Below are 21,649 nucleotides of genomic sequence, written 5' to 3'. Positions count from 1 at the left end.
AACCGGGGCCCGCGCACCCAGGGCCCGACGTCCCGACCCCCGTCCGATGTGGCCATGTGGTTCTCGGATGGCTGGACCGTCACCAAACGCAACCTCATCAAGCTGAAGCGCTCGCCGGACATGCTGGTCTTCGCCGTCCTTCAGCCCATCATGTTCGTGCTGCTCTTCAGCCAGATCTACGGTGGGTCCATCCAGGTGGAGGGCAGCGACTACACCCAGTACCTGATGGCGGGTATCTTCGCGCAGACGGTGATCTTCGGATCCACGTTCTCGGGCTCCGCCATGGCCCAGGACCTCAAGGACGGCATCATCGACCGTTTCCGCACCCTGCCCATGAGCTCGTCGGCCGTCCTCATCGGGCGGACCAACAGCGACCTCGTGCTCAACACGCTCTCCGTGCTGATCATGATGGGTACGGGCTTCCTGGTCGGCTGGCGCGTCAACACCTCGCTGGCCAGCGCGCTCGCCGGCGTCGGCCTGCTGCTGCTCTTCTCCTACGCGTTCAGCTGGGTCATGGCGTTGCTGGGCATGTCGGTGAAGACCCCGGAGGTCATCAACAACGCCTCCTTCATGATCCTGTTCCCGCTCACGTTCATCTCGAACGCGTTCGTGCAGGCCCAGAACCTCCCGGGGCCCCTGGAGACCTTCGCGAACTGGAACCCGGTCTCCGCGCTGGTCCAGGCGGTCCGTGAACTGTTCGGTAACACGGGGACCGTCCCCAAGCCCGACGCATGGCCCATGCAGAACGCCGTCCTGACCGTGCTGATCGGGGCCGTGCTCATGCTCGTGGTCTTCGTCCCGCTCTGCGTCAGGAAGTTCGCGTCCATCAGCAGCCGGTAGGGGTCCGCGCTCCTGGCGAGGGGTCGCGCCGTCGTCCGAAAGAGGTACTGCTGCGCCCCCTCGATCATCCCTGGGGCCGGTGACCCCCACCGGCCCCCGGCCTACTGTTGGTAGGGAGCCGCACCTGCGGCACCGCGGGCGCGGATACCGGTCGGCGGATACAAGTCAAAGGACGCAGCCATGATCGAGGCACAGGCCCTCTCGAAGCGGTACGGCGCCAAGACGGCGGTCGACGCCGTCTCCTTCACCGTCCAGCCCGGGAGGGTGACCGGCTTCCTCGGCCCGAACGGTGCCGGCAAGTCGACCACGATGCGCATGATCGTGGGGCTCGACAACCCGAGCGGCGGGCGCGTCACCGTCAACGGCCGGCCCTACGCGCAGCACAGGGCCCCGCTGCGGGAGGTGGGTGCGCTCCTCGACGCGAAGGCCGTCCACACCAAGCGCTCCGCCTACAACCACCTCCGGGCCATGGCGGCGACCCACGGCATCCCGAACAGCCGGGTCAGGGAGGTCATCGAACTCACCGGACTCGGCCCCGTCGCGAGGAAGCGGGTCGGGGGGTTCTCCCTCGGCATGGGCCAGCGGCTCGGCATCGCGGCGGCCCTCCTCGGCGACCCCCATACGGTCATCCTGGACGAACCGGTGAACGGCCTCGACCCGGAGGGCGTGCAGTGGGTGCGTCACCTCGCGAAGGGGCTCGCATCCGAGGGGCGCACGGTCTTCCTGTCCTCCCACCTCATGTCGGAGATGGCACTGACGGCGGACCACCTGATCGTCATCGGCCGCGGCCGCATCATCGCCGATGCCCCCATCCAGTCGATCATCGACGGCCAGGGCAAGGCCCGGGTGAGGGTCCGCGCGGACCGCCCCGAGGACCTGCTCGGCGGCCTCGCAGGTGAGGGGGTCACCTCCCAGGTCCTCGAGCCCGAGCTGGTCGAGATCACCGGGGTCGAGCCCCGCCGCATCGCCGAGGTCGCGCTCCGCGAGCGCGTCCTGGTGTACGAACTCACGCCCCTGCAGGTGTCCCTCGAGGACGCCTACATGCAACTCACCCAGACCGAGGTCGAGTACCACTCGCACGCACTGCCCGTCGGCCCGGCCCCCGTGGAAGGACGCTGACCATGTCGACCTCGACCCCTGCGGCTCCCGCCCCCCAGAAGTCCCGCCGGCAGGCCGGACCCGGTCCCGGCGTGAACTTCGGCCGTGTCCTGAAGTCCGAGTGGATCAAGGTGACCACGGTCCCCTCGACCGTCATCCTGATCGTCTCCACCGTCGTGGTGATGGTGGGACTGGCCGCCCTCGCCGCCTGGGCCATCTCGATCACGCAGCAGAACCTGGAGTCCGCCGGAGTGCCCCAGGGTGGCGGTCCTGGGGGCCAGGGCGGACCGCCCCCCGATTTCGACCCGGCCAGCCAGGCGTGGGAGGTCCCGTCCTCGGGCCTCATCTTCGGGCAACTGCTGATCGCATCCCTCGCCGTGGTGCTCATCGCGTCCGAGTGGGCCACCGGCATGATCCGGTCCACGATGGTCGCCGTCCCGAAGCGCCTCCCGGCCCTGCTGGCGAAGAACGGAATCATCGCGATCATCGCCTTCGTCATCGGCGCCGTGTCCGCCTTCCTCTCCTACGCCGTGGCCCAGCCGATCCTCGCCGGAGAGGACCTCGACTTCGCCATCACGACCGACGGCGTCCTGCCCAGCATCCTGAACTCCGGCAGCTACCTCGCCTTCATCGCGATCATCTCGATGGGCATCGGGACGCTGCTGCGCAACACGGCGGGGGGCGTGGTCACGGCCGTCGCCCTGTTCTTCGTCGTTCCGGTGATCATCGTGAACCTGCTGTCCGGGCTTGCCGACTGGATCCCCGACGCCGCACGCTTCCTCCCGACCAACGCCGGCAACCAGCTGATCGCCATCTCGACCGGGAGCGACGCCCTGACCCAGGTCCAGGGCGGCCTCGTCATGGGCGCCTGGGCGCTCGTGCTCCTGGTGGCATCCCTCGTGGTCACCCGGAAGCGGGACGTGTAGGGATCCCTGCGACCGGAGCCCCTGATGGGTGGCCATGACTGACAGACCCCTGGCGGGGGAGACCGCGGAACGAACGGCCGTGGTCTCCTTCTCCGAGCTCAATGCCCGCCGGCTCGGGCCGTTCCGTCGGTTCTTCCGACGCCATCCCCGGGCGATGGACGCCGTCGTCATGCTCCTGTTCGTCCTGTTCGCCTTCCCCAACGCCCTGCTCGTCGTCCTCGATGGCGACAACTGGCTCGGCGTGGGCGGTGTGGCGCTGGCCGCCGCGGCGCTGGCCTTCCGCCGGGACCGGCCGCTGCTCGTCCTCGCGTTCGTCTCGGTCCTCGACGTCCCCGTCAGCATCCTGACCGAGGGTGCCGGCAGCAGCGGAGTCGCGACGATGTTCGCGCTCTACACCGTGGCCGCGACACACCCGCTGCGGCAGACACTCCTCGCCGCTGCGGCGGCGACGGTCGTCTCGGTGAGCGCCCTGTTCCTCATCCCGGTCAGCACCTTCGGCGACGCGCCGGGCGTGATCTGGCTCCTGAGCGGGTTCGTCGTGATGTTCCTGGCCGTCGCCGTCGGCACCGGAGTCACCGTGCGCCGGGATCGCGAACACGAGAGCGTGCTGCGCGAGTGGGCTGCCCGTAACGCCGAGCTGGCGTCCGCCAGTGAGCGCAACCGGATTGCTCGCGAGATGCACGACGTCGTCGCGCACTCGCTCACGGTGATGGTGGCATTGTCCGACGGCGCGGCCGTCCTCATGAAGCGCGACCCGGAACGCGCCGCCGCGGTGCTCGGTGAGCTGTCGGGCACGGGCCGCACGGCCATCGCCGACATGCGGCGGGTCCTCGGGGTCCTGCGCGCGGAAGCGGTGACCGGTTCCCTCGAACCGCTGCCGGCGTCGAGTTCGCTGGCCCACCTGCTGGAAGGCTTCCGTGCGGCCGGCCTGCCGCTTCGGGTGACCACGAGCGGGCCGAGGCTGCCCGACGATCCCGCGTTCCAGCTGACCGTGTACCGGATCCTGCAGGAGTCCCTGACCAACGTCCTGCGCTACGGCAAGGGCGTTACGCTGGTGGACGTCGCGATCTCCCGGGCGGGGGACGACGTGGCGCTCCGCGTCGCGGACGACGGGCGGGGTGGCATGGGACCCGTGGCGTCCCTCGGCTCCGGCCAGGGCATCGCCGGCATGCGGGAGCGCGCCGCCATCTACGCGGGCACCGTCGAGTGCGGCGGACGCCCCTCGGGCGGATGGCTCGTCGAGGTATCGCTGACGGTCCCCGACACCACGGGCGGACCGGGAAACCGACGGGGGAAAGAGAAAGATGACCACGCAGCACAGCACGCCGACCAGGCCCATCAGGGTTCTCCTCGCTGACGACCAGCCCCTCCTTCGGATGGGCTTCCGGCTCATCCTCGAGGGGGAACCCGACCTGGAGATCGTCGGCGAGGCGTCCACCGGGGCCGAAGCCGTACGGCTCGCTGCCGACCTGTCGCCCGACGTCGTGCTGATGGACGTTCGGATGCCCCAGGGGGACGGCATTGAGGCGACGCGCCGGATCACCTCGTCCGGGTCGTCCGCGCGGATCATCATCCTGACGACCTTCGACCTGGACGAGTACGCCTTCGCCGGCCTGCAGGCCGGTGCCTCCGCGTTCCTGCTCAAGGACGTGGCACCCGAGGGCCTGGTGCAGGCGGTGCGGGTGGTCGCGAGCGGCGATGCCGTCGTCGCACCCCGCGTCACGCAGCGGCTCCTGGAGACCTACGTGCGGTCGCTTCCCCCGGTGCAGAGGACCGCGGCCGCTCCGGACCGGCGCCTGGCCGAGCTGACGCCGCGGGAGCGGGAGGTGCTCGAGGCGATCGCCGAGGGCCTGTCCAACGCCGAACTCGCCGCCCGCTTCTTCCTGTCCGAGGCGACCATCAAGACGCACGTGCGGCGGATCCTGACCAAGCTGGATCTGCGCGACCGGGTGCAGGCCGTGGTGTACGCGTACGAGAACGCGATCGTGGTGCCGGGGCCGGCCGGCCCGCACTGACCGGGACGGCGTCTGGTTGAATCGGAGGATGAGCCCAGCACCCGCGCACATCCAGGACCTCGGAGCCTATGTCTCGGCGTCGCCGTCGAGCTTCCACGCCGTCGCGGAGGCCGGCCGCCGGCTCTCGGCCGCGGGATTCCGGCAGCTCGCGGAGCAGGACGCGTGGGAGGGAGGTGCCGGCAGCTTCTTCGTCGTCCGCGACGGCGCCCTGGTCGCGTGGACCGTCCCGTCGGCGGCCGGACCCACCACAGGGTTCCACATCCTCGGTGCGCACACTGACTCGCCGTCGTTCAAGCTCAAGCCACGCCCTACCACCGGGAAGTACGGCTGGCTGCAGGCCGGCGTGGAAGTGTACGGCGGGCCCCTCCTGAACTCCTGGTTGGACCGTGAGCTCGCGCTCGCCGGCCGCCTCACCCTCCGCGACGGCACCGAACACCTCGTGGCGACCGGGCCGATCCTCCGCTTCCCCCAACTCGCCATCCACCTCGACCGCGCCGTCAACGACGGCCTGGCGCTGGACAAGCAGCGCCACATGAACCCGGTCTGGGGTCTCGGCGAGCCTGCCGACGCGGACCTCCTCGGGCTCCTCGCCGCGCGCGCCGGCGTCGACCCGCACGCGGTCGGCGGGTTCGACGTCGTCGTCGCCGACACGCAGGAACCCCGCGTCTTCGGCGCGCGGGAGGAGTTCTTCGCCTCCGGGCGGCTCGACAACCTGTCCTCGGTGCACGCCGGGCTCGCAGCCATCATCGAGGCGTCCCCGGACGCGCGCGCGGACGGGCCGATCGCCGTCCTGGCGGCGTTCGACCACGAGGAGGTGGGTAGCGGCTCCCGGTCCGGTGCCAGCGGCCCCTTCCTCGAGGACATGCTCCGGCGGATCTCGCTGGGGCTGGGCGCGGGCACGGAGGAACGGCTCCGGGCCCTCGCGGCGTCGTTCTGCGTCTCCGCCGACGCCGGCCACGCCGTCCACCCCAACTACGCGGAGCGGCACGACCCGGCGAACCTGCCCGTCCTCAACGGCGGGCCGCTCCTGAAGATCAACGCCAACCAGCGCTACAGCACCGACGCGCCCGGCGCGGCGTACTGGGCGGCGCTCTGCCGCGCCGCCGGCGTCCCGTACCAGGAGTTCGTGTCCAACAACGTGATGCCCTGCGGCTCCACGATCGGCCCGCTCACGGCGACCCGGCTCGGGATCCGCACGGTCGACGTCGGGATACCGCTGCTGTCCATGCACTCGGCGCGTGAGCTCTGCGGCGCCGACGATCCCGGGTACCTCGCGCGGGTCGGCGGTGCCTTCTTCCGTGGCGGACAGTAGGGGGCTTCCCCAGGAGTTCGCCCCCGCCGGTCCGTCCGGTAGCATTGAGAGGTCTGTGCCGCAGACGTTCCCCGGTAAGTACCGGGAACGGCGGCCGGACCAACGCTAAAGAACCTCCTGTTGCGGAAAGACCGCGACCGCTCAGCCCAGAGGAGGTGGGTTCACACATGCGTGCATATGAATTGATGGTAATCATCGACCCCGACGTCGAGGAACGCTCCATCGACCCAACACTCGAGAAGTTCCTGAATGTCGTCCGCAATGGCGGCGGCACCGTGGACAAGGTGGATATCTGGGGACGCCGGCGCCTTGCGTACGAGATCCAGAAGAAGACCGAGGGCATCTACGCCGTCGTCAACTTCACCGCGACCCCGGCCGTGGCTTCCGAGCTCGACCGCCAGCTGAGCCTCAACGAGACGATCATGCGCACCAAGATCATCCGCCCCGAGGAGCAGAAGGTTTCCGCCGAATAATCTCGGCAGATCCCTTATCCACCCACCCCGCTCCGGCGGGAAGTGACTCAAGGAGGCACCATGGCAGGCGAAACAGTCATCACGGTGATCGGCAACCTCACCAACGACCCCGAACTGCGGTTCACACCGTCGGGGTCGGCGGTCGCCAATTTCACCATCGCGTCCACTCCTCGCACCTTCGATCGCCAGAGCAACGACTGGAAGGACGGCGAAACGCTGTTCCTCCGGGCGTCGGTGTGGCGTGAGGCCGCGGAGAACGTCGCCGAGACCCTGACCAAGGGAACCCGCGTGGTTGCCCAGGGCCGACTGAAGTCACGTTCGTACGACACCAAAGAGGGCGAGAAGCGCACCGTCATGGAGCTGGAGGTGGACGAGATCGGTCCATCCCTGCGCTATGCGTCCGCCAAGGTCACCCGCACCCAGCGCTCCGGCGGCGGGAACAGCGGTGGCTTCGGTGGCAACTCCGGAGGCAACTCCGGCGGCTCGAACCAGCAGTCGGGTTCGGGTTGGGGCGGCGGCCAGCAGACCCAGCAGGCGCAGCAGCCCGCGGACGACCCCTGGGGTGCTCCCTCAGGCGGGAATTCGCAGGGTTGGGGCACCGGCCAGGACTCCGAGCCTCCCTTCTAGGCATCCCTCCAGGCAGCGGTTCCGTTCCCGGAACTCCTGCCGCAGTCGCCCACAGGTGACTGGCACGTCCCATCCCGCAGAATCGTTCTGCGGGCTCCACCATTCAAAGGAGCACCACGATGGCTAAGGCTGAACTCCGTAAGCCCAAACCAAAGTCCAACCCCCTGAAGGCCGCTGACGTCACCGTCATCGACTACAAGGACGTAGCCCTGCTGCGTAAGTTCATTTCCGATCGCGGAAAGATCCGCGCCCGTCGCGTCACCGGCGTAACCGTCCAGGAGCAGCGCAAGATCGCTCAGGCAATCAAGAACGCCCGCGAAGTCGCCCTCCTGCCGTACTCCGGCGCCGGCCGCGGCTAGGGAAAGGGACACACTATGTCGAAGCTCATTCTGACCCAGGAAGTCACCGGACTCGGTGCCGCAGGCGACGTCGTCGAGGTGAAGAACGGTTACGCACGTAACTACCTTCTGCCCCGCGGTTTCGCCCTGATGTGGAGCAAGGGTGGCGAGAAGCAGGTCGAGTCGATCAAGGCTGCCCGCTCCGCACGCGAGCACGCATCACTCGAGGACGCCCAGCGCCAGGCCGCCGTGCTCTCGGCCAAGCCCGTCACCCTGACCGTCAAGGCGGGCGGCTCCGGCCGCCTGTTCGGCACGGTCAAGGCCGACGACGTCGCGAAGGCCGTCGAGGCCGCCGGCCTCGGCAAGATCGACAAGCGCAAGGTGGAACTCCCGGCCCACATCAAGTCGGTCGGTTCGTACCAGGCCAACGTCCGTCTCCACGAGGACGTAGCGGCGGTCATCGACCTGGACGTCGTCGCAAGCTAGCAGCGAGGTGCCCGGAACTCGCGAAGCGAGTTCGGGGAGGGCCGCCTGGCTCTGGGCGGCCCGGCGTCAACCGCCCAGGGAGCCCCCGTGTATCCGCGGGGGCTCCCTGCTGTTTAACCGGCGGGCACTTCCGGCCATCCCTTCGCAGGCATCTCTCCGTCCGGAGTGGCCCGTATCCATACCCGTGGGCGACTCCATCCGGCAGCCCTCCGGAGGGGTGAGACGTGCGCCCCGCAGTATATGCCTGCGGGCTGGGCGGATCGCCGCGGACGGAGGCTTCCGGACGGGGTCACCGGGCGCGTATATATCTCCTGACGCCGCGCGCGAAGTGCCCTAGGACCCGTTGTCAACAGCAGTCCTGTGGATGGCGCAGGCCCCCACACTAGTTTCCCTCCACAGCCCGGGGATAACGTTTCCGCAGGTCAGAGGCCTATTTCATCCAAAACTTCTTCTTTGTCCACAGGGTTGTCCCCATCCTGTGCACAAGATTCGCCCCGCAATCCACAGGTTATTCACACTTACCCACAGCCCCTGTTGGGACAGCGCTTTGCAGGGCAGCAAGAGGGGGATAGCGTTGCGGGGGATTCGCGAAAGTGAGGGTGCCGGGTGATAGGCCTGTCCCTGTCGGACCCGCCCCGGGCGTCCGGTCGGCGCCCCGGCGCAACCGCTTCGACAGTAAGAGAAAGGCCCTTCAGTGTCCCTGGCACATGCAGATTCATCACCGGACACACGGATCCCTGAATTCTCGCGCACTCCACCGCAGGACCTCGTCGCGGAGCAGTCCGTACTCGGCGGCATGATGCTGTCCAAGGACGCGATCGCGGACTGCGTCGAGGTGCTCCGCGGCCTGGACTTCTACCGGCCCGCCCACGAGAGCATCTACGAGGCCATCATCGACCTCTACGGGCGCGGCGAGCCGGCCGACGCCGTCACCGTGTCGGACGAACTCACCAAGCGCGGCGAGATCTCGCGCATCGGCGGCCCCGCCTATCTCCACACACTGATCCAGTCCGTGCCGACAGCGGCCAACGCGGGCTTCTACGCGGAGATCGTGCGCGAGCGCGCCGTCCTGCGCCGGCTGGTCGACGCGGGCACCAAGATCGTCCAGCTCGGCTACTCCAACGACGGGGAGGTGGACGACCTCGTCAATGCCGCCCAGGCCGAGGTGTACGCGGTGGCGGAGCGTCGCACGGCCGAGGACTACGTGGCGCTCAAGGACATCATCGAGGGCACGGTCGATGAGATCGAGTCCGCAGGGCACAAGGGCGAGGGCATGACGGGCGTGCCCACCGGGTTCTACGAGCTGGATGAACTCACCCAGGGCCTCCACGGCGGACAGATGATCGTCATCGCTGCGCGGCCTGCGATGGGCAAGTCGACGTTCGCCCTGGACTGGGCGCGGTCCGCGGCCATCAAGCACAACATGACGACGGTCTTCTTCTCCCTCGAGATGGGCCGCAACGAGATCGCGATGCGCCTGCTCTCCGCCGAGGCCACCATCGGGCTGCAGGATCTCCGCAAGGGCACGATCAAGGACGAGCAGTGGGGGAAGATCGCCACGACCATGGGGCGCATGAACGACGCCCCGCTGTTCATCGACGACAGCCCGAACATGTCGCTCATGGAGATCAGGGCCAAGTGCAGGCGGCTGAAGCAGCGCCACGACCTCAAGCTCGTGGTGCTGGACTACCTGCAGCTCATGTCCTCCGGCAAACGGGTGGAGTCGCGCCAGCAGGAGGTCTCGGAGTTCTCACGAGCCCTGAAGCTGCTGGCGAAGGAACTCAATGTCCCCGTCGTCGCCCTCTCGCAGCTGAACCGCGGATCCGAGCAGCGGACCGACAAGCGGCCCCAGGTGTCCGATCTGCGTGAATCGGGATCGATCGAGCAGGACGCCGACATGGTGATCCTGCTGCATCGCGACGACGTGTACGACAAGGAGTCGGCGCGTGCCGGCGAAGCCGATGTCATCGTTGCGAAGCACCGTAACGGTCCGACCAAGACGCTCGTCGTCGGGTTCCAGGGCCATTATTCGCGTTTCAACAACATGGCCGCCGACGGCGGGGGCTACTAGTCCTTCTTGGGCCCCAGCTCGAGGATCACGGTCTTGAGGCGGTCCCGCAGGTCCTCGGAGGCGAGGCCGTCCTCGGCCATCAGCTCGTGCTCGATGTTCTTCGCCCGTTCGAGGGCCTTCAGGCCGGCCGAGGTGATCGTGATGCGTTGGCTGCGCCGGTCGGCGGTGTTGCGGAGCCGCGTCACGAGGCCGCGCTTCTCGAGGCGATCCAGGGTGCGTCCGACCGTCTGCGCCTGAACGTGGACCAGCTGGGCGAGCCGCACGCCGGTGAGGGTGCCCTCGCGCTCCAGGACGCCGAGCGTCGTGAGACCGGCGTGGGTGATGCCGATGTTCAGGAGCTTCTCGTTCCAGGAATGCTCGACGATGCGGGCCGCGGTCGTCAACAGGCGGCTGGTCGACCAATCGTTCAATTCGGGCACGATAGGTGTCCTTCCCCTCGGTCGTCAGCGGAGAATCCGCTCGTTCCTGCTACTTACTTGAGATAACAATACCCGAAATAGACAGCAGGCTTATGATATTTCCTGCCTTACGGGTGAGACGTCTTCGTGGGCGTCGTGACGCCGTCGTCCGGCCGGGCGGCGCCCGACGGCGGAAGGCCCGGGGCGACGCCCCGGGCCTTCCGCGATCAGCACATGCTAGAGGTTGTTGCCCCGGCGCGTGCTCTCGTCGCCCTCAACTTCGATCTGCTCCTTGCGAACTTCTTCGCTGACAGTCTCGTTGGTGGTGACGGTCTCCTTGTCGAGGCGCACGCGCTCGACGGGAACCGCTTCCTTCTCGACGACGGGGCGCTCGGCGTGGAGGACGACTTCGTGCTCCTCCTCGCTGATGGCCGGGCCGGACATCGCATTGCCGCGATTGGCTTCCGTGATGGGCTCGCGCTCCACGCGGACTTCCTCGCGGCTGACGGGGACGGTCTTCGTCACGTTCTCGGTGACGACGTACTTGCGCATGCGCGCACGGCCTGCCTCGCGACGCTCCGTGCCGACGCGCAGCTGCTCCTCGGAGCGGGTCATCGCCTCGTCCGTGGTGGGTCCCGACGTGTCGTGACCCACGGTGCCGCGGTCGGTGTCCGTCAGGTCCGCACGGCGGCCGCTGGTGTCGATGTCGACGTCGCGGTCCGTGAGGCCGGCGGTGCCGGCGGTGCCGGTCGTTGTGCGGGTGGTGTCGGTGTAGCCGCTGGTGCCGCCACCGATCTCGTAGTGGCGGTAGAGGCGATCCTCTTCCTCGGGGCTGAGGTTGCCGTCGGACTCGATGCGGGGGGCATCCTTCACCTGGTGCTTGCTGTAGGGCACCCGGACGTCATGGCCCTCGAGGTCGGCGCCCTGCAGCGGGATGAAGGACTCGGAGGTGCCGAACAGGCCCGTCTTCGCCGTGACCCAGCTGGGCTCGCCGGTCTGGTCGTCGAGGTAGACCTGGCCGATGGAGCCGATCTTCTCTCCATCGGAACCGACCACGTTGCCGCCGTTGCCGAGCATGGTGTCGATGTGTTCCTGAGTAATCATTTCCTTCTCCTTCTGAGTAATCTCACTGTGAGGGTATGGATTTCTCGGCTGTTGATACCACCGGGAGGTTCCACCGGGGGTAAGAGCCCCCGAGACCACCGGCCTCTAGAGTAAGCATACTTAGTACCGAATGGGAAGCAGGCTTAGCGTCTTTCTTCGAACCGGGCGGCACGGTGGTCTCTCCTCCGGGCACGCCGACGGGGGAACGGCTGCTTCCACGGCGGGGTTCACTTCCGTATCATCGTAAGCAGGTCCAGCCACCGGCCTACCTCCCTCCGAGTCGACCCACGCACGCGTGCGACGCGAAGGATCCGCTGCAGTCGTCAGGGCGGAGCGCCGGTGAGCCACCCGGGACGCCCGATGACGGAGCGGGATCCGGAGCATGCACCGACACGCCGGCGGACGACTCGCTGAGCCCCCAGGAAAGGGCATCCATGTCAGCTCCACGTCCCCCCTTCATCAACGAGGTCCTGATCGCCGCCGCGGACCTCGAGAACGCCGAGTTCGAACGTGACCGGCTGGCGCTCGCCTGCGGCGAGGCGATTCGGCAGGCTCTTGCGACGGGCCTCACGCACGCCGAGATAGGGCTCGCTGCAGGCCTCTCCGAGGGGGAGGTCCGACGCCTCGCGGAAGCGCCGCTGGGCGGTTCCGACGTCCTCGGCGGGGCGTCGCCGGCCCGGGCCCAGGACGCATCGTTGATCCACCTCGATCCCTCGCTGATGACCGCGGTGCGCCACCGCGAGGGACGGGCATTCCTCGACCTGTCCCACGAGGCGGCGCGGGAGCCGGATGTCACAGCCTGACACCAGGCATCTCCCGTCATCCGGTGCCGGCGTGAGCGGGTCCCGGACGGCGCTGCTGATCGTCGACATGCAGAACGCCTTCTTCGAGAACGAGGACCTCGCCCGGCGACAGGAAGCCCTCGTCGCGGCCTGCAACGGACTGATCGGGGCCGCGCAGCGTAGACAGGCTCCGGTGGTCCTGGCCCGTACTGAACACCTCCGGGACGGGTCCACGTGGACCCGGTCCATGCTCGACGACGGGCAGGGCTTCATCTTCCGCGGCACACACCAGGCGGCCTTCGTCGAGGGACTCCGCGCGGAGGGCCTGGAGGTGGTGACGAAGGTACGCGACAGCGCCTTCTTCGGCACCGATCTCGCCGCGCGTCTGCGCGGCCTGGACGTGGACCACCTGGTCCTGGCGGGCGTATCCGCGCACAGTTGCATCGCTCAGACCGGGGCTGACGCCTTCGCCCACGACTTCGGGGTCAGCTACGCGCTCGAGGCCATCGCCGGCACGAACCAGCAATACGCGGAGGCGATGCTGGAGATTCTCTCCGTGAGCTATCGACAGCCTGTCCTCGGCCGGACGGAAGCAGAGTCACTGTTCGCCTGAGGCCCGGCCGGCAGGACCAGGCGGGACCGCCTCCCCGGCGTCTCGGCTCTCGGCATACGACGACGGCGGTGGCCACCGGAGACGATCCGATGGCCACCGCCGTGCGTACGTGGTGGATCAGCGCTGCTGGACGTTCGCCTTGGCGTCCTGGGCACTGCCCTTGACGTCGCCGGCGGCCTTCTGGCCCTCACCCTTGACGTCGGCCACGGCGTGCTGGCCCTGGTCCTTGACGGTCTGCACGGAGTCGGCGGCCGATTCCTTCACGGACTGCACCGCTTCCTGCGCAGGCTCGCGGACTTCCTCGACGACCTGCTTGGCTGCCTCGGTGACCTTGTCCTTCAGGGGGGCCACCTGCTCCCTGAGCTGCGAGGCGGCTTCCTGCTCCTTCTTGCTGGCAGGAATGAGCGAGCCCGCAAGGAGCCCGGCGCCGAAGGCGATCAGACCCGCGGCGAGCGGGTTGCCCGCAGCCTTGTTCGAGATCTGAGTGGGAGCTCCCTGGACAGCCTGGCCCGCGTGGTGCATCTTGTCGCGGGCGGTGTCTGCTGCCGAGTGGGCGCTGCCGAGTCCGCTGTCGAAGCCGCTGCCGGTCTTGTCCTTGGCGTGTCCGGCCTTGTCCTTGACCGAACCCGTCACTTCCTCGGCCTTGCCGAGCACGGAATCCTTGACGTCTTCGGCCTTGCCCATGACGGTCTCCTTCACGTTGCTGAAGCTGTGCTTGACCTTGTCGGTCTGGCGCTGCGCGATGTTGGCGGGATTCACCTTGTCAGCGATGGCGTCGACGTCCGTGCCCAGTTCGAGGCGGGTACGTTCGATATCTGCACGGATCTCATCTGGCGTCTGGCTCATCGTGTCTGCTCACCTGGTTTCAGTGTCGGGGGAATCTCTTTGACGGTCTCCGCTGTCTGGGGAAGACCCTTGACCTGCTGCATTTCCTTCTTGCCCTTGGAGGCCAGCACTGCGGCGATGATGCCCCAGATGACGGCCACGATCACGGCGGCCCAGCCCAGGGGCATGAGGGCGCCGAGGCCCCACATGAGGGCCAGTGACAGGAACAGGAGGACGAAGTGGCCTCCGACGGCTGCGCCGGCGAACATGCCTGCGCCCTTGCCGGCCTTCTTCGCCGACTCGGTGGCCTCGGCCTTGGCCAGGGCCACTTCCTGGCGCATGAGCTTGGAGAGGTCCTTCGTCACCTCCCCGAGCAGTTCTCCCACCGAGGCGTTGGCAGAGCGCTGCTCGGCCTCGGTCGGCAGGGGGGCGGCGGCCTGGTGCGCGCCGCCGGTGTATGCCTCACTCATCAGCGCAGGCCCCCGTCATTCGGCAGGGTGCCTACGGGAGGGGTGCCCGGCGCGATGGTCGGGTAATCGTCCGTGGGGTCGACGAAGGCCGGGTTGGAGCCCGCGACGTGCTGGCCACGGGAGGTCTCGGCGAAGCCTGCGGAAGCGGGGGTGCCGCTGTAGGCGTCGGAGCCGACCTGGGTGTACTGGGGGTAGGTGCCCGTCGTGCCACGATCGGAGGTGCTGCCCGAATCGTTGTTGTCCTTGGCGCCGCGCGTCAGGCGACCGACGACGAGGCCGGCGCTCGCCGCGATGGCGAGGAAGGCTCCGGGCTTGCGCCGCGCGAACGCCTTGACGTCCTCGAGGATGTCGGAGGCGTCGCGGTTCTCGAGCCAGCTCGCCGCCGATCCCGTGCGCTGTGATGCCTGCTCGACGAGGCCCGACACGAACTGGTTGTCCGACTTGTCGGCCATGGAGCGCAGTTCGTCGGATACGCCGCGAATGCCCTCGGTGAGCTTCTGCTGCTGCGTGCCGGCCTGGCTCTTGACCTCGGAGGTCACAGTGCCCAGGAGGTTCTTCGCCTGCGAGCCGACCTCGGCCGCGACGTTCTTCGCTTCGGCAGCGGCCGTTCCGGCGACGTCCTTCGCGTCGGCTGCTGCGGTGCCGGCGACGTTCTTCGCCGCTTCCTTGCTGTCCTGGCCGACCTTTTTGGCCTGGTCCTTGGCCGCGGACTTCTTGGAGTCGCCGGAGCCGGTGCTGCCACCGGAGAAGTCCGAGCTGCCGAGCTCGTGGGTGCTGAGGTCCGCGGTGGACGACTCAGGCCCGGTGGTGGAGGGAACCAGGGGATCCTGCGGCCAATTCTGCGTAGTCATGGTTGTTCCTAACGTTGATATTGCCGTTAAAGCGGATGCTCCATCGTGTTCTCGATGCGATGGTCCGGCAGTTCGTGCTGGACTTGTCCCTGAAGCTAAGCATGCTTAGCTTCAATCTCGCAAGCTCTTTCTTCCAGAACCGCAAAACGAAAACAAGTAGACTTAGTACCCTACGGAAGCCGGGGGCCCGACGCTAGCGTCGACACGACAGGATCTCGTACGGCCGCTTCCAGAAGGAGTGGATCCACCCGGGATCCCGAGAGAAGGGGATTCGCATGACGAACACGAACAACCGCACGGCGGACGGACGTCGGACCACCGTGCAGCGCGCCGCCCAGGCGGTGGGCGTCGTCTTCCTGCTGGTCGGGATCCTCGGGTTCGTCCCGGGAGTCACCTCCAACTACGGCAGCATGATGTTCGCGGGACATGAGTCCGAGGCGATGCTGCTCGGCATCTTCCAGGTGTCGGTCCTCCACAACATCGTCCACCTGCTCTTCGGTGTCGCCGGTCTGGCCATGGCGAAGACCGTCTCCGGTGCCCGCAACTACCTGCTGGGCGGCGGCGTGGTCTACGCCGTCCTCTGGCTCTACGGCCTGTTCATCGGCCAGGAGTCGGCAGCCAACTTCGTCCCGCTCAACAGTGCGGACAACTGGCTCCACTTCGTGCTCGCGGCCGGCATGATCGCGCTCGCCCTGGTCCTCGGCCGCGACGCGCGGTCGAGGACTCGCGCCTGACCGCGCCGGAGGCCGTGCGGAGGCGCGCGTGCCGGGTGTGCCACCAGTGCAGAAGCGAAGTACGCTTACCATTATCGGCCCCGGCTCACAGGGGCTCCCCCGCCCACAGAAGAGGTCCGGAATGAAGCAGCCCTCCCCGCGCGGAGCACTCAGCGCCCAGGTCCTGTCGGTCATCGCCGGGTCCGTGGAGTCCGGGCAGGAAGCACTCGCCGGGCTCGACGCGCTCGCCGCGGAGACACTGTCCCGGACGCCGGACATCCTGCACGACGACGACCTCCAGCTCGCACTCTTCTGCCTGTACGAGTTGCATTACAGCGGCATCGACGAGGCGGGTGACGACTGGGAGTGGAATCCGGAGCTCCTCACGGTCCGGCATCGCATCGAGGCCGCCTTCGAGCAGAGGGTCCGCGACGAGACCGCCGTCGGAACCCTCCCGGCGCCCACCAGTGACGCTGTCTGCGCGCAGCTCTTCCGGATGACCGGCGAGGACGGCGGGCCCAGCATGTCCCGCTTCGTGGCGAAGACGGCCTCGGACGACCAGCTGCGGGAGTTCCTCGTGCACAAGTCCATCAACCAGCTGAGGGAAGCCGATCCGCACACCTTCGCCATCCCCCGCCTGGCGGGTCGAGCGAAGGCCGCGATGGTGGAGATCCAGGCGGACGAGTACGGCAACGGGATGCCCGCACGGATGCACTCCGCGCTCTTCGCGCGGACGATGCGCGAACTCGGCATGGACGACGCCTACGGGTCCTATCTCGACGCCGTCCCGGCGATCACGCTCGCCGTCAACAACCTGATGTCGCTGTTCGGACTCCACCGCCGCCTCCGGGGGGCGATCGTGGGGCACCTCACCGCCTACGAGATGACGTCCTCCCAGCCCAACCGCCTGTACTCCCGCGGCTTCAAGCGCCACGGATACGGTCCCGACGCCACCGAGTACTTCGACGAGCACGTCGCGGCCGACGCCGTCCACGAGCAGATCGCCGGCCGGGACATGGCCGGCGGGCTCGTCGAGTCCGACCCGCAGCTGCTCGAGGACGTGTTGTTCGGTGCTGCGGCCGGCCTGGCCATCGACACCCTCATGACGGTGCACATCATGGAGGCCTGGGAGTCAGGGCGGTCCTCGCTGCGTACTTCGATGGTGGCGGCGTGACGGACGCGGAGGGGGTCGCCGCCACGACCGACACCCCGGATGCCCGGGCGGACCATCGGCTGAACTCCGGCACCGCCGCCCCGGTATCCGTGGTCGCGTGCCCTGACGGACCGCTGCTCGTCCGCGGCGACTTCACGCTCCTCGGTGCCGACGGCGAGGAACTGCCCCGGACACGGCGGACCGTGGCCCTGTGCCGGTGCGGCGCCTCCGTGCTCAAGCCCTACTGCGACGGTTCCCACAAACTGACCGGCTTCCGCTCGGAGCCCTGACGCGCGGCACGTCCCCTTCCCGCTGTCGATGGACGATCCTGGCCCGTACGGCATGCTTGGTGGAACACCGGAGGGAGTCCGCGCATGGTGATCGACCTGAACAGCGACGTCGGGGAGTCCTTCGGGAACTGGACCTTCGGCGACGACGCCCGCATCATCGAGTCGGTCTCGAGCGTGAATGTGGCCTGCGGCTTCCATGCCGGCGACCCGGTCGGGATCCGTGTCACGTGCACTGCCGCGGCCGAGGCGGGGGTGACGGTCGGCGCGCACCCGGGTTACCGGGACCTCGCGGGCTTCGGCCGCCGCTTCATGGACGTGGACCCTCGTGAACTGACCGACGACGTGGTGTACCAGATCGGTGCCCTGCAGGCGCTGGCCCGGGCTGCCGGGACGGGCGTGCGGTACGTCAAGCCCCACGGAGCCCTCTACAACGCCATCGCCGTCCATGAAGAGCAGGCACGCGCCGTGGTGCGGGCCGTCCGCGACGTCGACGACACCCTGCCCGTCCTGGTCCTGCCCCGCAGTGCGATCGAGGCCGAGGCGCGGGCGGCAGGGCTGCGCACGATCGTCGAGGCGTTCGCCGACCGCGCCTACACGCCCGACGGTGCGCTGGTGCCACGGCGCGAACCGGGCGCGGTGCTGCACGGAGAGTCCGACGTCGTCGCGCAGGTCCTGCGGATGGCCACCGACGGCGAGGTCGTGGCCGTGGACGGCAGCCGGATCCCGATCACCGCGGAGAGCATCTGCGTGCACGGCGACACCCCTGGCGCCGTCAGCATGGCTGCGGCGGTGCGGAGGGCCCTCGACGCCGCCGGCGTGACGGTCGGTGCGTTCGCCTGATCCCGCCGGCCCTGACCGGCCGGCCCTGATCCTGAGGCGGGTCGGCGACCGCGCCGTGCTCGCGGAACTGCCCGGGCTGCCGGAGGTCCTCAGCGTGCAGGCGCAGCTGCTGGAGCACCCGGTGGACGGGCAGGTGGACGTGGTCGCCGCGGCGCGCACAGTGCTCGTCACCGTCGGCGATGCCCGGCAGGTGGACGCCCTCACGGCCCGGCTCCGCCTCCTCGACCCTGCCGTCCCGGTGGTCCGGGAGGGCGCGTCCGTCACGCTCGAGGTCCGGTACGACGGCGCCGACCTCGCCGTCGTCGCCGACCTGACGGGCCTCAGCGTCGACGCCGTCGTCGCGGCCCATACGGGGACCTGCTGGATCGCTGCGTTCGGGGGTTTCGCGCCGGGCTTCGCCTACCTCACGGGCGGGGATCCCCGGCTCCAGGTCCCGCGGCGGGACGTGCCACGGACGGCGGTCCCGGCCGGCGCGGTGGCGCTCGCGGGCGGTTTCTCGGCCGTCTATCCTCGGGAATCCCCGGGCGGCTGGCAGCTGATCGGTCGCACGGACGCGGTGCTGTGGGACACGCACCGGGCACCGCCCGCCCTCATCGAGCCGGGCACCCGGGTCCGCTTCGCGGCGGTACGGGAACGCACCGAGGTACGCGCTTCCCTCAGCACCCCCCGGGGCCGGGGCGGGGGGAGCGGCACCGGCGCGGAGGAAGGCGCCCGTCCCGGACCGGACACGCCGGCCGGGTTGACCGTCGTCGCCCCGGGCCTCTCGAGCACCTTGCAGGATCTCGGACGGCCCGGGCTGATGCGTATTGGCGTCGCGGGGTCCGGCGCGCTGGACCGCGCCGCGCTGCGCCAGGCGAACAGGCTGGTGGGCAACGAGGCCGGGGCGGCGGTCATCGAGACGCTCCACGGGGGACTCGCCCTCCAGGCGGCGGAGGACCAGGTGCTGGCCGTCACGGGGGCCGACGTCGGCCTGCTCATCGTGACGCCCGAGGGGCGGGAGCACGAGCCCGCTCCCTGCGCGCCCTTCCTCCTGCGGGCGGGCGAGGTGCTCCGGCAGTCCGCGCCCGCGGCGGGCCTGTACTCCTACACGGCCGTGCGTGGGGGATTCGGGGCGGAACCGGTCCTCGGCAGCCGGTCGACGGATTCGATGTCGGGCCTCGGGCCGCCCGCCCTCTCGCGGGGTACGCGGCTGCCCGTGGACCCGCCCGTGCCGGGGTCCATGGTGGGGGACCCCGAGGCGCCCCGCCGCCCCGCATCGCCGGAGATCCTGCGGGTGGTGCCCGGCCCGCGGGACGACTGGTTCGACGACGGTCCGGCCCGCCTGGGCGCCGCGCCGTGGACGGTGACGGCCCAGTCCAACCGGATCGGCCTGCGCCTCGACGGGCCGGCCCTGACACGGCGGCTCGAGGGGGAACTGCCGAGCGAGGGCGCCGTGCGCGGCGCACTCCAGGTGCCGCCGTCGGGCCTGCCGGTGCTGTTCCTCGCCGATCATCCGGTCACGGGCGGCTACCCGGTGGTCGCAGTCGTCATTCCTGAGGACCTGGACCGCGCAGCGCAGCTCCCGCCGGGATCGGAGGTCCGCTTCCGATTGGTCCGCTGAGGCCGCCCGCCGCCGGTCGAGCCGCGTCGCGCCGCAGGTCCCCGGACCGGCGGTCACGTGCGGGGCGCGCCCAGCTGCACGGGATCCTCGTCCGTCAGGTAGGCGAACTCGGAGTGCGCGGCGAGGTCGATGCCCCGCAGTTCGTCCGCCTCCTCGATCCGCAGGCCGACGGTGCGCTGGAGGACCGCGGCGATCACCCAGGTGACGACGAAGGAGTAGGCCAGGACCGCGACGGTGGCGAGCGCCTGGATGCCCAGCAGTTCGAAGCCGCCGCCGTAGAACAGGCCCGAGACCCCGTTGGGGGCATCCGCCGTCGCGAAGAGGCCGATCAGCAGCGTCCCCAGGATCCCGCCGACGAGGTGCACTCCGACGACGTCCAGCGAATCGTCGAAGCCGAGGCGGAACTTCAGCTCGATCGCGAGGGAACAGACCGCCCCGGCGATCGCGCCGATGGCGAGGGCGCCCATCGGGCTGACCGCGCCACAGGCCGGAGTGATGGCGACGAGCGCCGAGACCAGCCCCGACGCAGCCCCCATGCTGGTCGCCGCACCGTTGCGGGCCCGCTCGACGACGGCCCAGGCCAGCAGGCCCGCCGACGCCGCGACGGCCGTGTTGAGGAAGACCACCGACGCGGACTGGCCCGCGGAGAGGGCGGAGCCTGCATTGAAGCCGAACCAGCCCACCCACAGCAGGCCCGCGCCCACGAGGACGAGCGGGCGGCTGTGCGGCCTGGCGTGGTCCGCCTTCGGCCAGCCGTGGCTGCGGCCGAGCACCACCGACAGGGCGAGGGCGGCGATCCCGGCGTTCATGTGCACGGCGAGGCCACCCGCGAAGTCGATCGCGCCGAGGCTGTTCGCGGTCCAGCCGCCCACCACCGTGCCGTCCTCCGAGCTGAAGGCGAACACCCAGTGGGCGATCGGGAAGTACACCAGCGTGGCCCAGATGCCCGCGAAGGTCATCCACGCGCCGAACTTCATGCGGCCTGCGGCCGCGCCGGCGACCAGCGCCGTCGTCACGCAGGCGAAGAAGAGCTGGAAGGCCGCGAAGAGGACCGGCGGGATGGACGCGGAGGGATCCTCCGCCAGCAGCCGGCCCATTCCGGCGTGTTCCACGACGTCCCCGACGAGTCCGAGTCCACCGAGCGAGTTGCCGAAGGCCATGGAGTAGCCGAACAGTACCCACAGCACGGCGACGAGGCTCGCCCCGCCGAAGCACATCATCATCATGTTGAGGATGCGGCGGGAACCCACCATTCCTCCGTAGAACAGGGCCAGGGCGGGGATCATCAGGCAGACGAGCGCTGCACTTGCGAGGATCCAGGCGACGTTTCCAGAGTCCATGGGGAGTCCATTTCCGTGACAGCGCCTGGGCGTACCGGACGGGACTGGGCCCGGGACCGCACCGCGGGTGGTGCGGCCCCGGGACGGCACGCCGCGCTGAGCCATGGTAGGCAGTGCCGGGTTTCAGCTCCGGGCGGGCGCCGTTAACTCTGGATTAAGCGGAATCCCACCCCTAGCCGCCGGCCACGGACTGCATGATCATGACCGTGGCGCCCGCCGGAACCGCCGTGGCCAGGCCGTCCAGGCGCCGCACGTCCTCGCCGTCGACGTAGATGTTCACGTAGCGCCTCAGCGTCCCCGTCTCCTCGCGGATCCGCTGGTCGAGCAGGGGTCGCCCCTCGGCCAGTCCGTCGAGCAGCGAGGCCACGTCGCCGTCGTCGGCCACGCTCACGCGGACGGCACTGCGGCCCTCCACGTACGGGCGCAGCAGCGTGGGGATCAGGACGATCACCGAGGACGCGGACGATGGGGAGGCGGGGGACAT

The 21,649-nt window shown here is 69.2% G+C and carries 25 protein-coding genes; 18 read left to right on the top strand and 7 right to left on the bottom strand.

Features of this window, described 5'->3' with window-relative positions; genetic code table 11:
- The first annotated feature begins 54 nt into the window (after window positions 1–54).
- The 11 genes from ACX80P_RS11790 to dnaB all read left to right on the top strand — a co-directional run bounded on the left by ACX80P_RS11790 (window position 55) and on the right by dnaB (window position 10,186).
- Window positions 55–840, top strand: coding sequence for an ABC transporter permease (locus ACX80P_RS11790; RefSeq protein ID WP_459278519.1), 786 nt, complete (start codon window positions 55–57; stop codon window positions 838–840).
- Between the two features lie 180 nt (window positions 841–1,020).
- Entirely contained in the window at window positions 1,021–1,959 is a 939-nt protein-coding gene (locus ACX80P_RS11785; RefSeq protein ID WP_459278288.1) for an ABC transporter ATP-binding protein, read from the top strand.
- 2 nt (window positions 1,960–1,961) lie between these two features.
- A complete protein-coding gene (locus ACX80P_RS11780) occupies window positions 1,962–2,864 on the top strand; it encodes an ABC transporter permease (protein ID WP_459278287.1) in 903 nt (300 codons plus the stop codon).
- Between the two features lie 34 nt (window positions 2,865–2,898).
- On the top strand, window positions 2,899–4,221 hold the full coding sequence (locus ACX80P_RS11775) for a sensor histidine kinase (RefSeq protein WP_459278286.1): 1,323 nt from the start codon (window positions 2,899–2,901) through the stop codon (window positions 4,219–4,221).
- Window positions 4,169–4,879, top strand: a complete 711-nt coding sequence (locus ACX80P_RS11770) for a response regulator (protein WP_459278285.1) — start codon at window positions 4,169–4,171, stop codon at window positions 4,877–4,879. The genes ACX80P_RS11775 and ACX80P_RS11770 overlap by 53 nt, the downstream gene beginning before the upstream one ends.
- Before the next feature lie 28 nt (window positions 4,880–4,907).
- Window positions 4,908–6,191, top strand: coding sequence for a M18 family aminopeptidase (locus tag ACX80P_RS11765; protein ID WP_459278284.1), 1,284 nt, complete (start codon window positions 4,908–4,910; stop codon window positions 6,189–6,191).
- Window positions 6,192–6,358: 167 nt separating this feature from the next.
- Window positions 6,359–6,664: a 30S ribosomal protein S6 gene (gene rpsF / locus ACX80P_RS11760; protein WP_043442549.1), complete on the top strand. Its 306-nt coding sequence runs from the start codon at window positions 6,359–6,361 to the stop codon at window positions 6,662–6,664.
- 60 nt (window positions 6,665–6,724) lie between these two features.
- Window positions 6,725–7,291: a single-stranded DNA-binding protein gene (locus ACX80P_RS11755; RefSeq protein ID WP_459278283.1), complete on the top strand. Its 567-nt coding sequence runs from the start codon at window positions 6,725–6,727 to the stop codon at window positions 7,289–7,291.
- A gap of 119 nt (window positions 7,292–7,410) precedes the next feature.
- Window positions 7,411–7,650, top strand: coding sequence for a 30S ribosomal protein S18 (gene rpsR, locus ACX80P_RS11750; RefSeq protein WP_005273147.1), 240 nt, complete (start codon window positions 7,411–7,413; stop codon window positions 7,648–7,650).
- 15 nt (window positions 7,651–7,665) lie between these two features.
- Window positions 7,666–8,115: a 50S ribosomal protein L9 gene (gene rplI, locus ACX80P_RS11745; protein ID WP_459278282.1), complete on the top strand. Its 450-nt coding sequence runs from the start codon at window positions 7,666–7,668 to the stop codon at window positions 8,113–8,115.
- 694 nt (window positions 8,116–8,809) lie between these two features.
- A complete protein-coding gene (gene dnaB, locus ACX80P_RS11740; RefSeq protein WP_459278281.1) occupies window positions 8,810–10,186 on the top strand; it encodes a replicative DNA helicase in 1,377 nt (458 codons plus the stop codon).
- Here dnaB and ACX80P_RS11735 read toward each other — a convergent pair.
- Both ACX80P_RS11735 and ACX80P_RS11730 read right to left on the bottom strand, forming a co-directional pair.
- Window positions 10,183–10,605 (bottom strand): MarR family winged helix-turn-helix transcriptional regulator, encoded by a 423-nt coding sequence (locus tag ACX80P_RS11735; RefSeq protein WP_459278280.1) that lies wholly within the window; start codon window positions 10,603–10,605, stop codon window positions 10,183–10,185. The two genes, dnaB and ACX80P_RS11735, sit on opposite strands and share 4 nt — an antisense overlap.
- A 216-nt stretch (window positions 10,606–10,821) precedes the next feature.
- Window positions 10,822–11,688, bottom strand: a complete 867-nt coding sequence (locus ACX80P_RS11730) for a DUF2382 domain-containing protein (protein WP_459278279.1) — start codon at window positions 11,686–11,688, stop codon at window positions 10,822–10,824.
- Window positions 11,689–12,122: 434 nt separating this feature from the next.
- On the opposite strand from ACX80P_RS11730, the gene ACX80P_RS11725 reads away from it, so the two are divergent.
- Together ACX80P_RS11725 and ACX80P_RS11720 are read left to right on the top strand one after the other, a co-directional pair.
- Complete coding sequence (locus tag ACX80P_RS11725; RefSeq protein WP_459278278.1) at window positions 12,123–12,491, top strand: hypothetical protein; 369 nt, start codon at window positions 12,123–12,125, stop codon at window positions 12,489–12,491.
- A gap of 31 nt (window positions 12,492–12,522) precedes the next feature.
- On the top strand, window positions 12,523–13,083 hold the full coding sequence (locus tag ACX80P_RS11720; RefSeq protein ID WP_459278277.1) for a cysteine hydrolase family protein: 561 nt from the start codon (window positions 12,523–12,525) through the stop codon (window positions 13,081–13,083).
- A 117-nt stretch (window positions 13,084–13,200) separates the two neighbouring features.
- On the opposite strand, the gene ACX80P_RS11715 is transcribed toward ACX80P_RS11720, so the two are convergent.
- Genes ACX80P_RS11715 through ACX80P_RS11705 form a run of 3 tightly spaced genes read right to left on the bottom strand, consistent with a single transcriptional unit; the run spans window position 13,201 to window position 15,229 of the window.
- Entirely contained in the window at window positions 13,201–13,929 is a 729-nt protein-coding gene (locus tag ACX80P_RS11715; RefSeq protein ID WP_459278276.1) for a DUF3618 domain-containing protein, read from the bottom strand.
- On the bottom strand, window positions 13,926–14,378 hold the full coding sequence (locus tag ACX80P_RS11710) for a phage holin family protein (RefSeq protein ID WP_459278275.1): 453 nt from the start codon (window positions 14,376–14,378) through the stop codon (window positions 13,926–13,928). The genes ACX80P_RS11715 and ACX80P_RS11710 overlap by 4 nt, the downstream gene beginning before the upstream one ends.
- Complete coding sequence (locus ACX80P_RS11705) at window positions 14,378–15,229, bottom strand: hypothetical protein (protein ID WP_459278274.1); 852 nt, start codon at window positions 15,227–15,229, stop codon at window positions 14,378–14,380. The genes ACX80P_RS11710 and ACX80P_RS11705 overlap by 1 nt, the downstream gene beginning before the upstream one ends.
- 275 nt (window positions 15,230–15,504) lie before the next feature.
- On the opposite strand from ACX80P_RS11705, the gene ACX80P_RS11700 reads away from it, so the two are divergent.
- The 5 genes from ACX80P_RS11700 (at window position 15,505) to ACX80P_RS11680 (ending at window position 19,825) form a co-directional block, all read left to right on the top strand.
- Window positions 15,505–15,963 (top strand): DUF4383 domain-containing protein, encoded by a 459-nt coding sequence (locus ACX80P_RS11700; RefSeq protein ID WP_459278273.1) that lies wholly within the window; start codon window positions 15,505–15,507, stop codon window positions 15,961–15,963.
- Window positions 15,964–16,084: 121 nt separating this feature from the next.
- Window positions 16,085–17,116: an iron-containing redox enzyme family protein gene (locus ACX80P_RS11695; protein WP_459278272.1), complete on the top strand. Its 1,032-nt coding sequence runs from the start codon at window positions 16,085–16,087 to the stop codon at window positions 17,114–17,116.
- The gene (locus tag ACX80P_RS11690) at window positions 17,113–17,385 is read left to right on the top strand and encodes a CDGSH iron-sulfur domain-containing protein (RefSeq protein WP_459278271.1); all 273 of its coding nucleotides are present in this window, start codon (window positions 17,113–17,115) and stop codon (window positions 17,383–17,385) included. The genes ACX80P_RS11695 and ACX80P_RS11690 overlap by 4 nt, the downstream gene beginning before the upstream one ends.
- Window positions 17,386–17,469: 84 nt before the next feature.
- Window positions 17,470–18,225, top strand: coding sequence for a LamB/YcsF family protein (locus tag ACX80P_RS11685; RefSeq protein ID WP_459278270.1), 756 nt, complete (start codon window positions 17,470–17,472; stop codon window positions 18,223–18,225).
- On the top strand, window positions 18,212–19,825 hold the full coding sequence (locus ACX80P_RS11680; RefSeq protein ID WP_459278269.1) for a 5-oxoprolinase subunit B/C family protein: 1,614 nt from the start codon (window positions 18,212–18,214) through the stop codon (window positions 19,823–19,825). The genes ACX80P_RS11685 and ACX80P_RS11680 overlap by 14 nt, the downstream gene beginning before the upstream one ends.
- A gap of 53 nt (window positions 19,826–19,878) precedes the next feature.
- Here ACX80P_RS11680 and ACX80P_RS11675 read toward each other — a convergent pair whose 3' ends face one another.
- Complete coding sequence (locus tag ACX80P_RS11675; protein ID WP_459278268.1) at window positions 19,879–21,165, bottom strand: ammonium transporter; 1,287 nt, start codon at window positions 21,163–21,165, stop codon at window positions 19,879–19,881.
- Window positions 21,166–21,337: 172 nt separating this feature from the next.
- Entirely contained in the window at window positions 21,338–21,649 is a 312-nt protein-coding gene (locus ACX80P_RS11670) for a MoaD/ThiS family protein (protein WP_459278267.1), read from the bottom strand.

The organism is Arthrobacter arabinosi (assembly GCF_054511115.1).
This window is presented reverse-complemented; position numbering and strand designations above follow the sequence as displayed.

Bases quoted from the DNA above. Each gene is read 5' to 3' on its own strand.
- ACX80P_RS11790 (WP_459278519.1), top strand. From the start codon at position 55: ATGTGGTTCTCGGATGGCTGGACCGTCACCAAACGCAACCTCATCAAG.
- ACX80P_RS11785 (WP_459278288.1), top strand. From the start codon at position 1,021: ATGATCGAGGCACAGGCCCTCTCGAAGCGGTACGGCGCCAAGACGGCG.
- ACX80P_RS11780 (WP_459278287.1), top strand. From the start codon at position 1,962: ATGTCGACCTCGACCCCTGCGGCTCCCGCCCCCCAGAAGTCCCGCCGG.
- ACX80P_RS11775 (WP_459278286.1), top strand. From the start codon at position 2,899: ATGACTGACAGACCCCTGGCGGGGGAGACCGCGGAACGAACGGCCGTG.
- ACX80P_RS11770 (WP_459278285.1), top strand. From the start codon at position 4,169: ATGACCACGCAGCACAGCACGCCGACCAGGCCCATCAGGGTTCTCCTC.
- ACX80P_RS11765 (WP_459278284.1), top strand. From the start codon at position 4,908: ATGAGCCCAGCACCCGCGCACATCCAGGACCTCGGAGCCTATGTCTCG.
- rpsF (WP_043442549.1), top strand. From the start codon at position 6,359: ATGCGTGCATATGAATTGATGGTAATCATCGACCCCGACGTCGAGGAA.
- ACX80P_RS11755 (WP_459278283.1), top strand. From the start codon at position 6,725: ATGGCAGGCGAAACAGTCATCACGGTGATCGGCAACCTCACCAACGAC.
- rpsR (WP_005273147.1), top strand. From the start codon at position 7,411: ATGGCTAAGGCTGAACTCCGTAAGCCCAAACCAAAGTCCAACCCCCTG.
- rplI (WP_459278282.1), top strand. From the start codon at position 7,666: ATGTCGAAGCTCATTCTGACCCAGGAAGTCACCGGACTCGGTGCCGCA.
- ACX80P_RS11730 (WP_459278279.1), bottom strand. From the start codon at position 11,688: ATGATTACTCAGGAACACATCGACACCATGCTCGGCAACGGCGGCAAC.
- ACX80P_RS11725 (WP_459278278.1), top strand. From the start codon at position 12,123: ATGTCAGCTCCACGTCCCCCCTTCATCAACGAGGTCCTGATCGCCGCC.
- ACX80P_RS11715 (WP_459278276.1), bottom strand. From the start codon at position 13,929: ATGAGCCAGACGCCAGATGAGATCCGTGCAGATATCGAACGTACCCGC.
- ACX80P_RS11710 (WP_459278275.1), bottom strand. From the start codon at position 14,378: ATGAGTGAGGCATACACCGGCGGCGCGCACCAGGCCGCCGCCCCCCTG.
- ACX80P_RS11705 (WP_459278274.1), bottom strand. From the start codon at position 15,229: ATGACTACGCAGAATTGGCCGCAGGATCCCCTGGTTCCCTCCACCACC.
- ACX80P_RS11700 (WP_459278273.1), top strand. From the start codon at position 15,505: ATGACGAACACGAACAACCGCACGGCGGACGGACGTCGGACCACCGTG.
- ACX80P_RS11695 (WP_459278272.1), top strand. From the start codon at position 16,085: ATGAAGCAGCCCTCCCCGCGCGGAGCACTCAGCGCCCAGGTCCTGTCG.
- ACX80P_RS11685 (WP_459278270.1), top strand. From the start codon at position 17,470: ATGGTGATCGACCTGAACAGCGACGTCGGGGAGTCCTTCGGGAACTGG.
- ACX80P_RS11675 (WP_459278268.1), bottom strand. From the start codon at position 21,165: ATGGACTCTGGAAACGTCGCCTGGATCCTCGCAAGTGCAGCGCTCGTC.
- ACX80P_RS11670 (WP_459278267.1), bottom strand. From the start codon at position 21,649: ATGTCCCCCGCCTCCCCATCGTCCGCGTCCTCGGTGATCGTCCTGATC.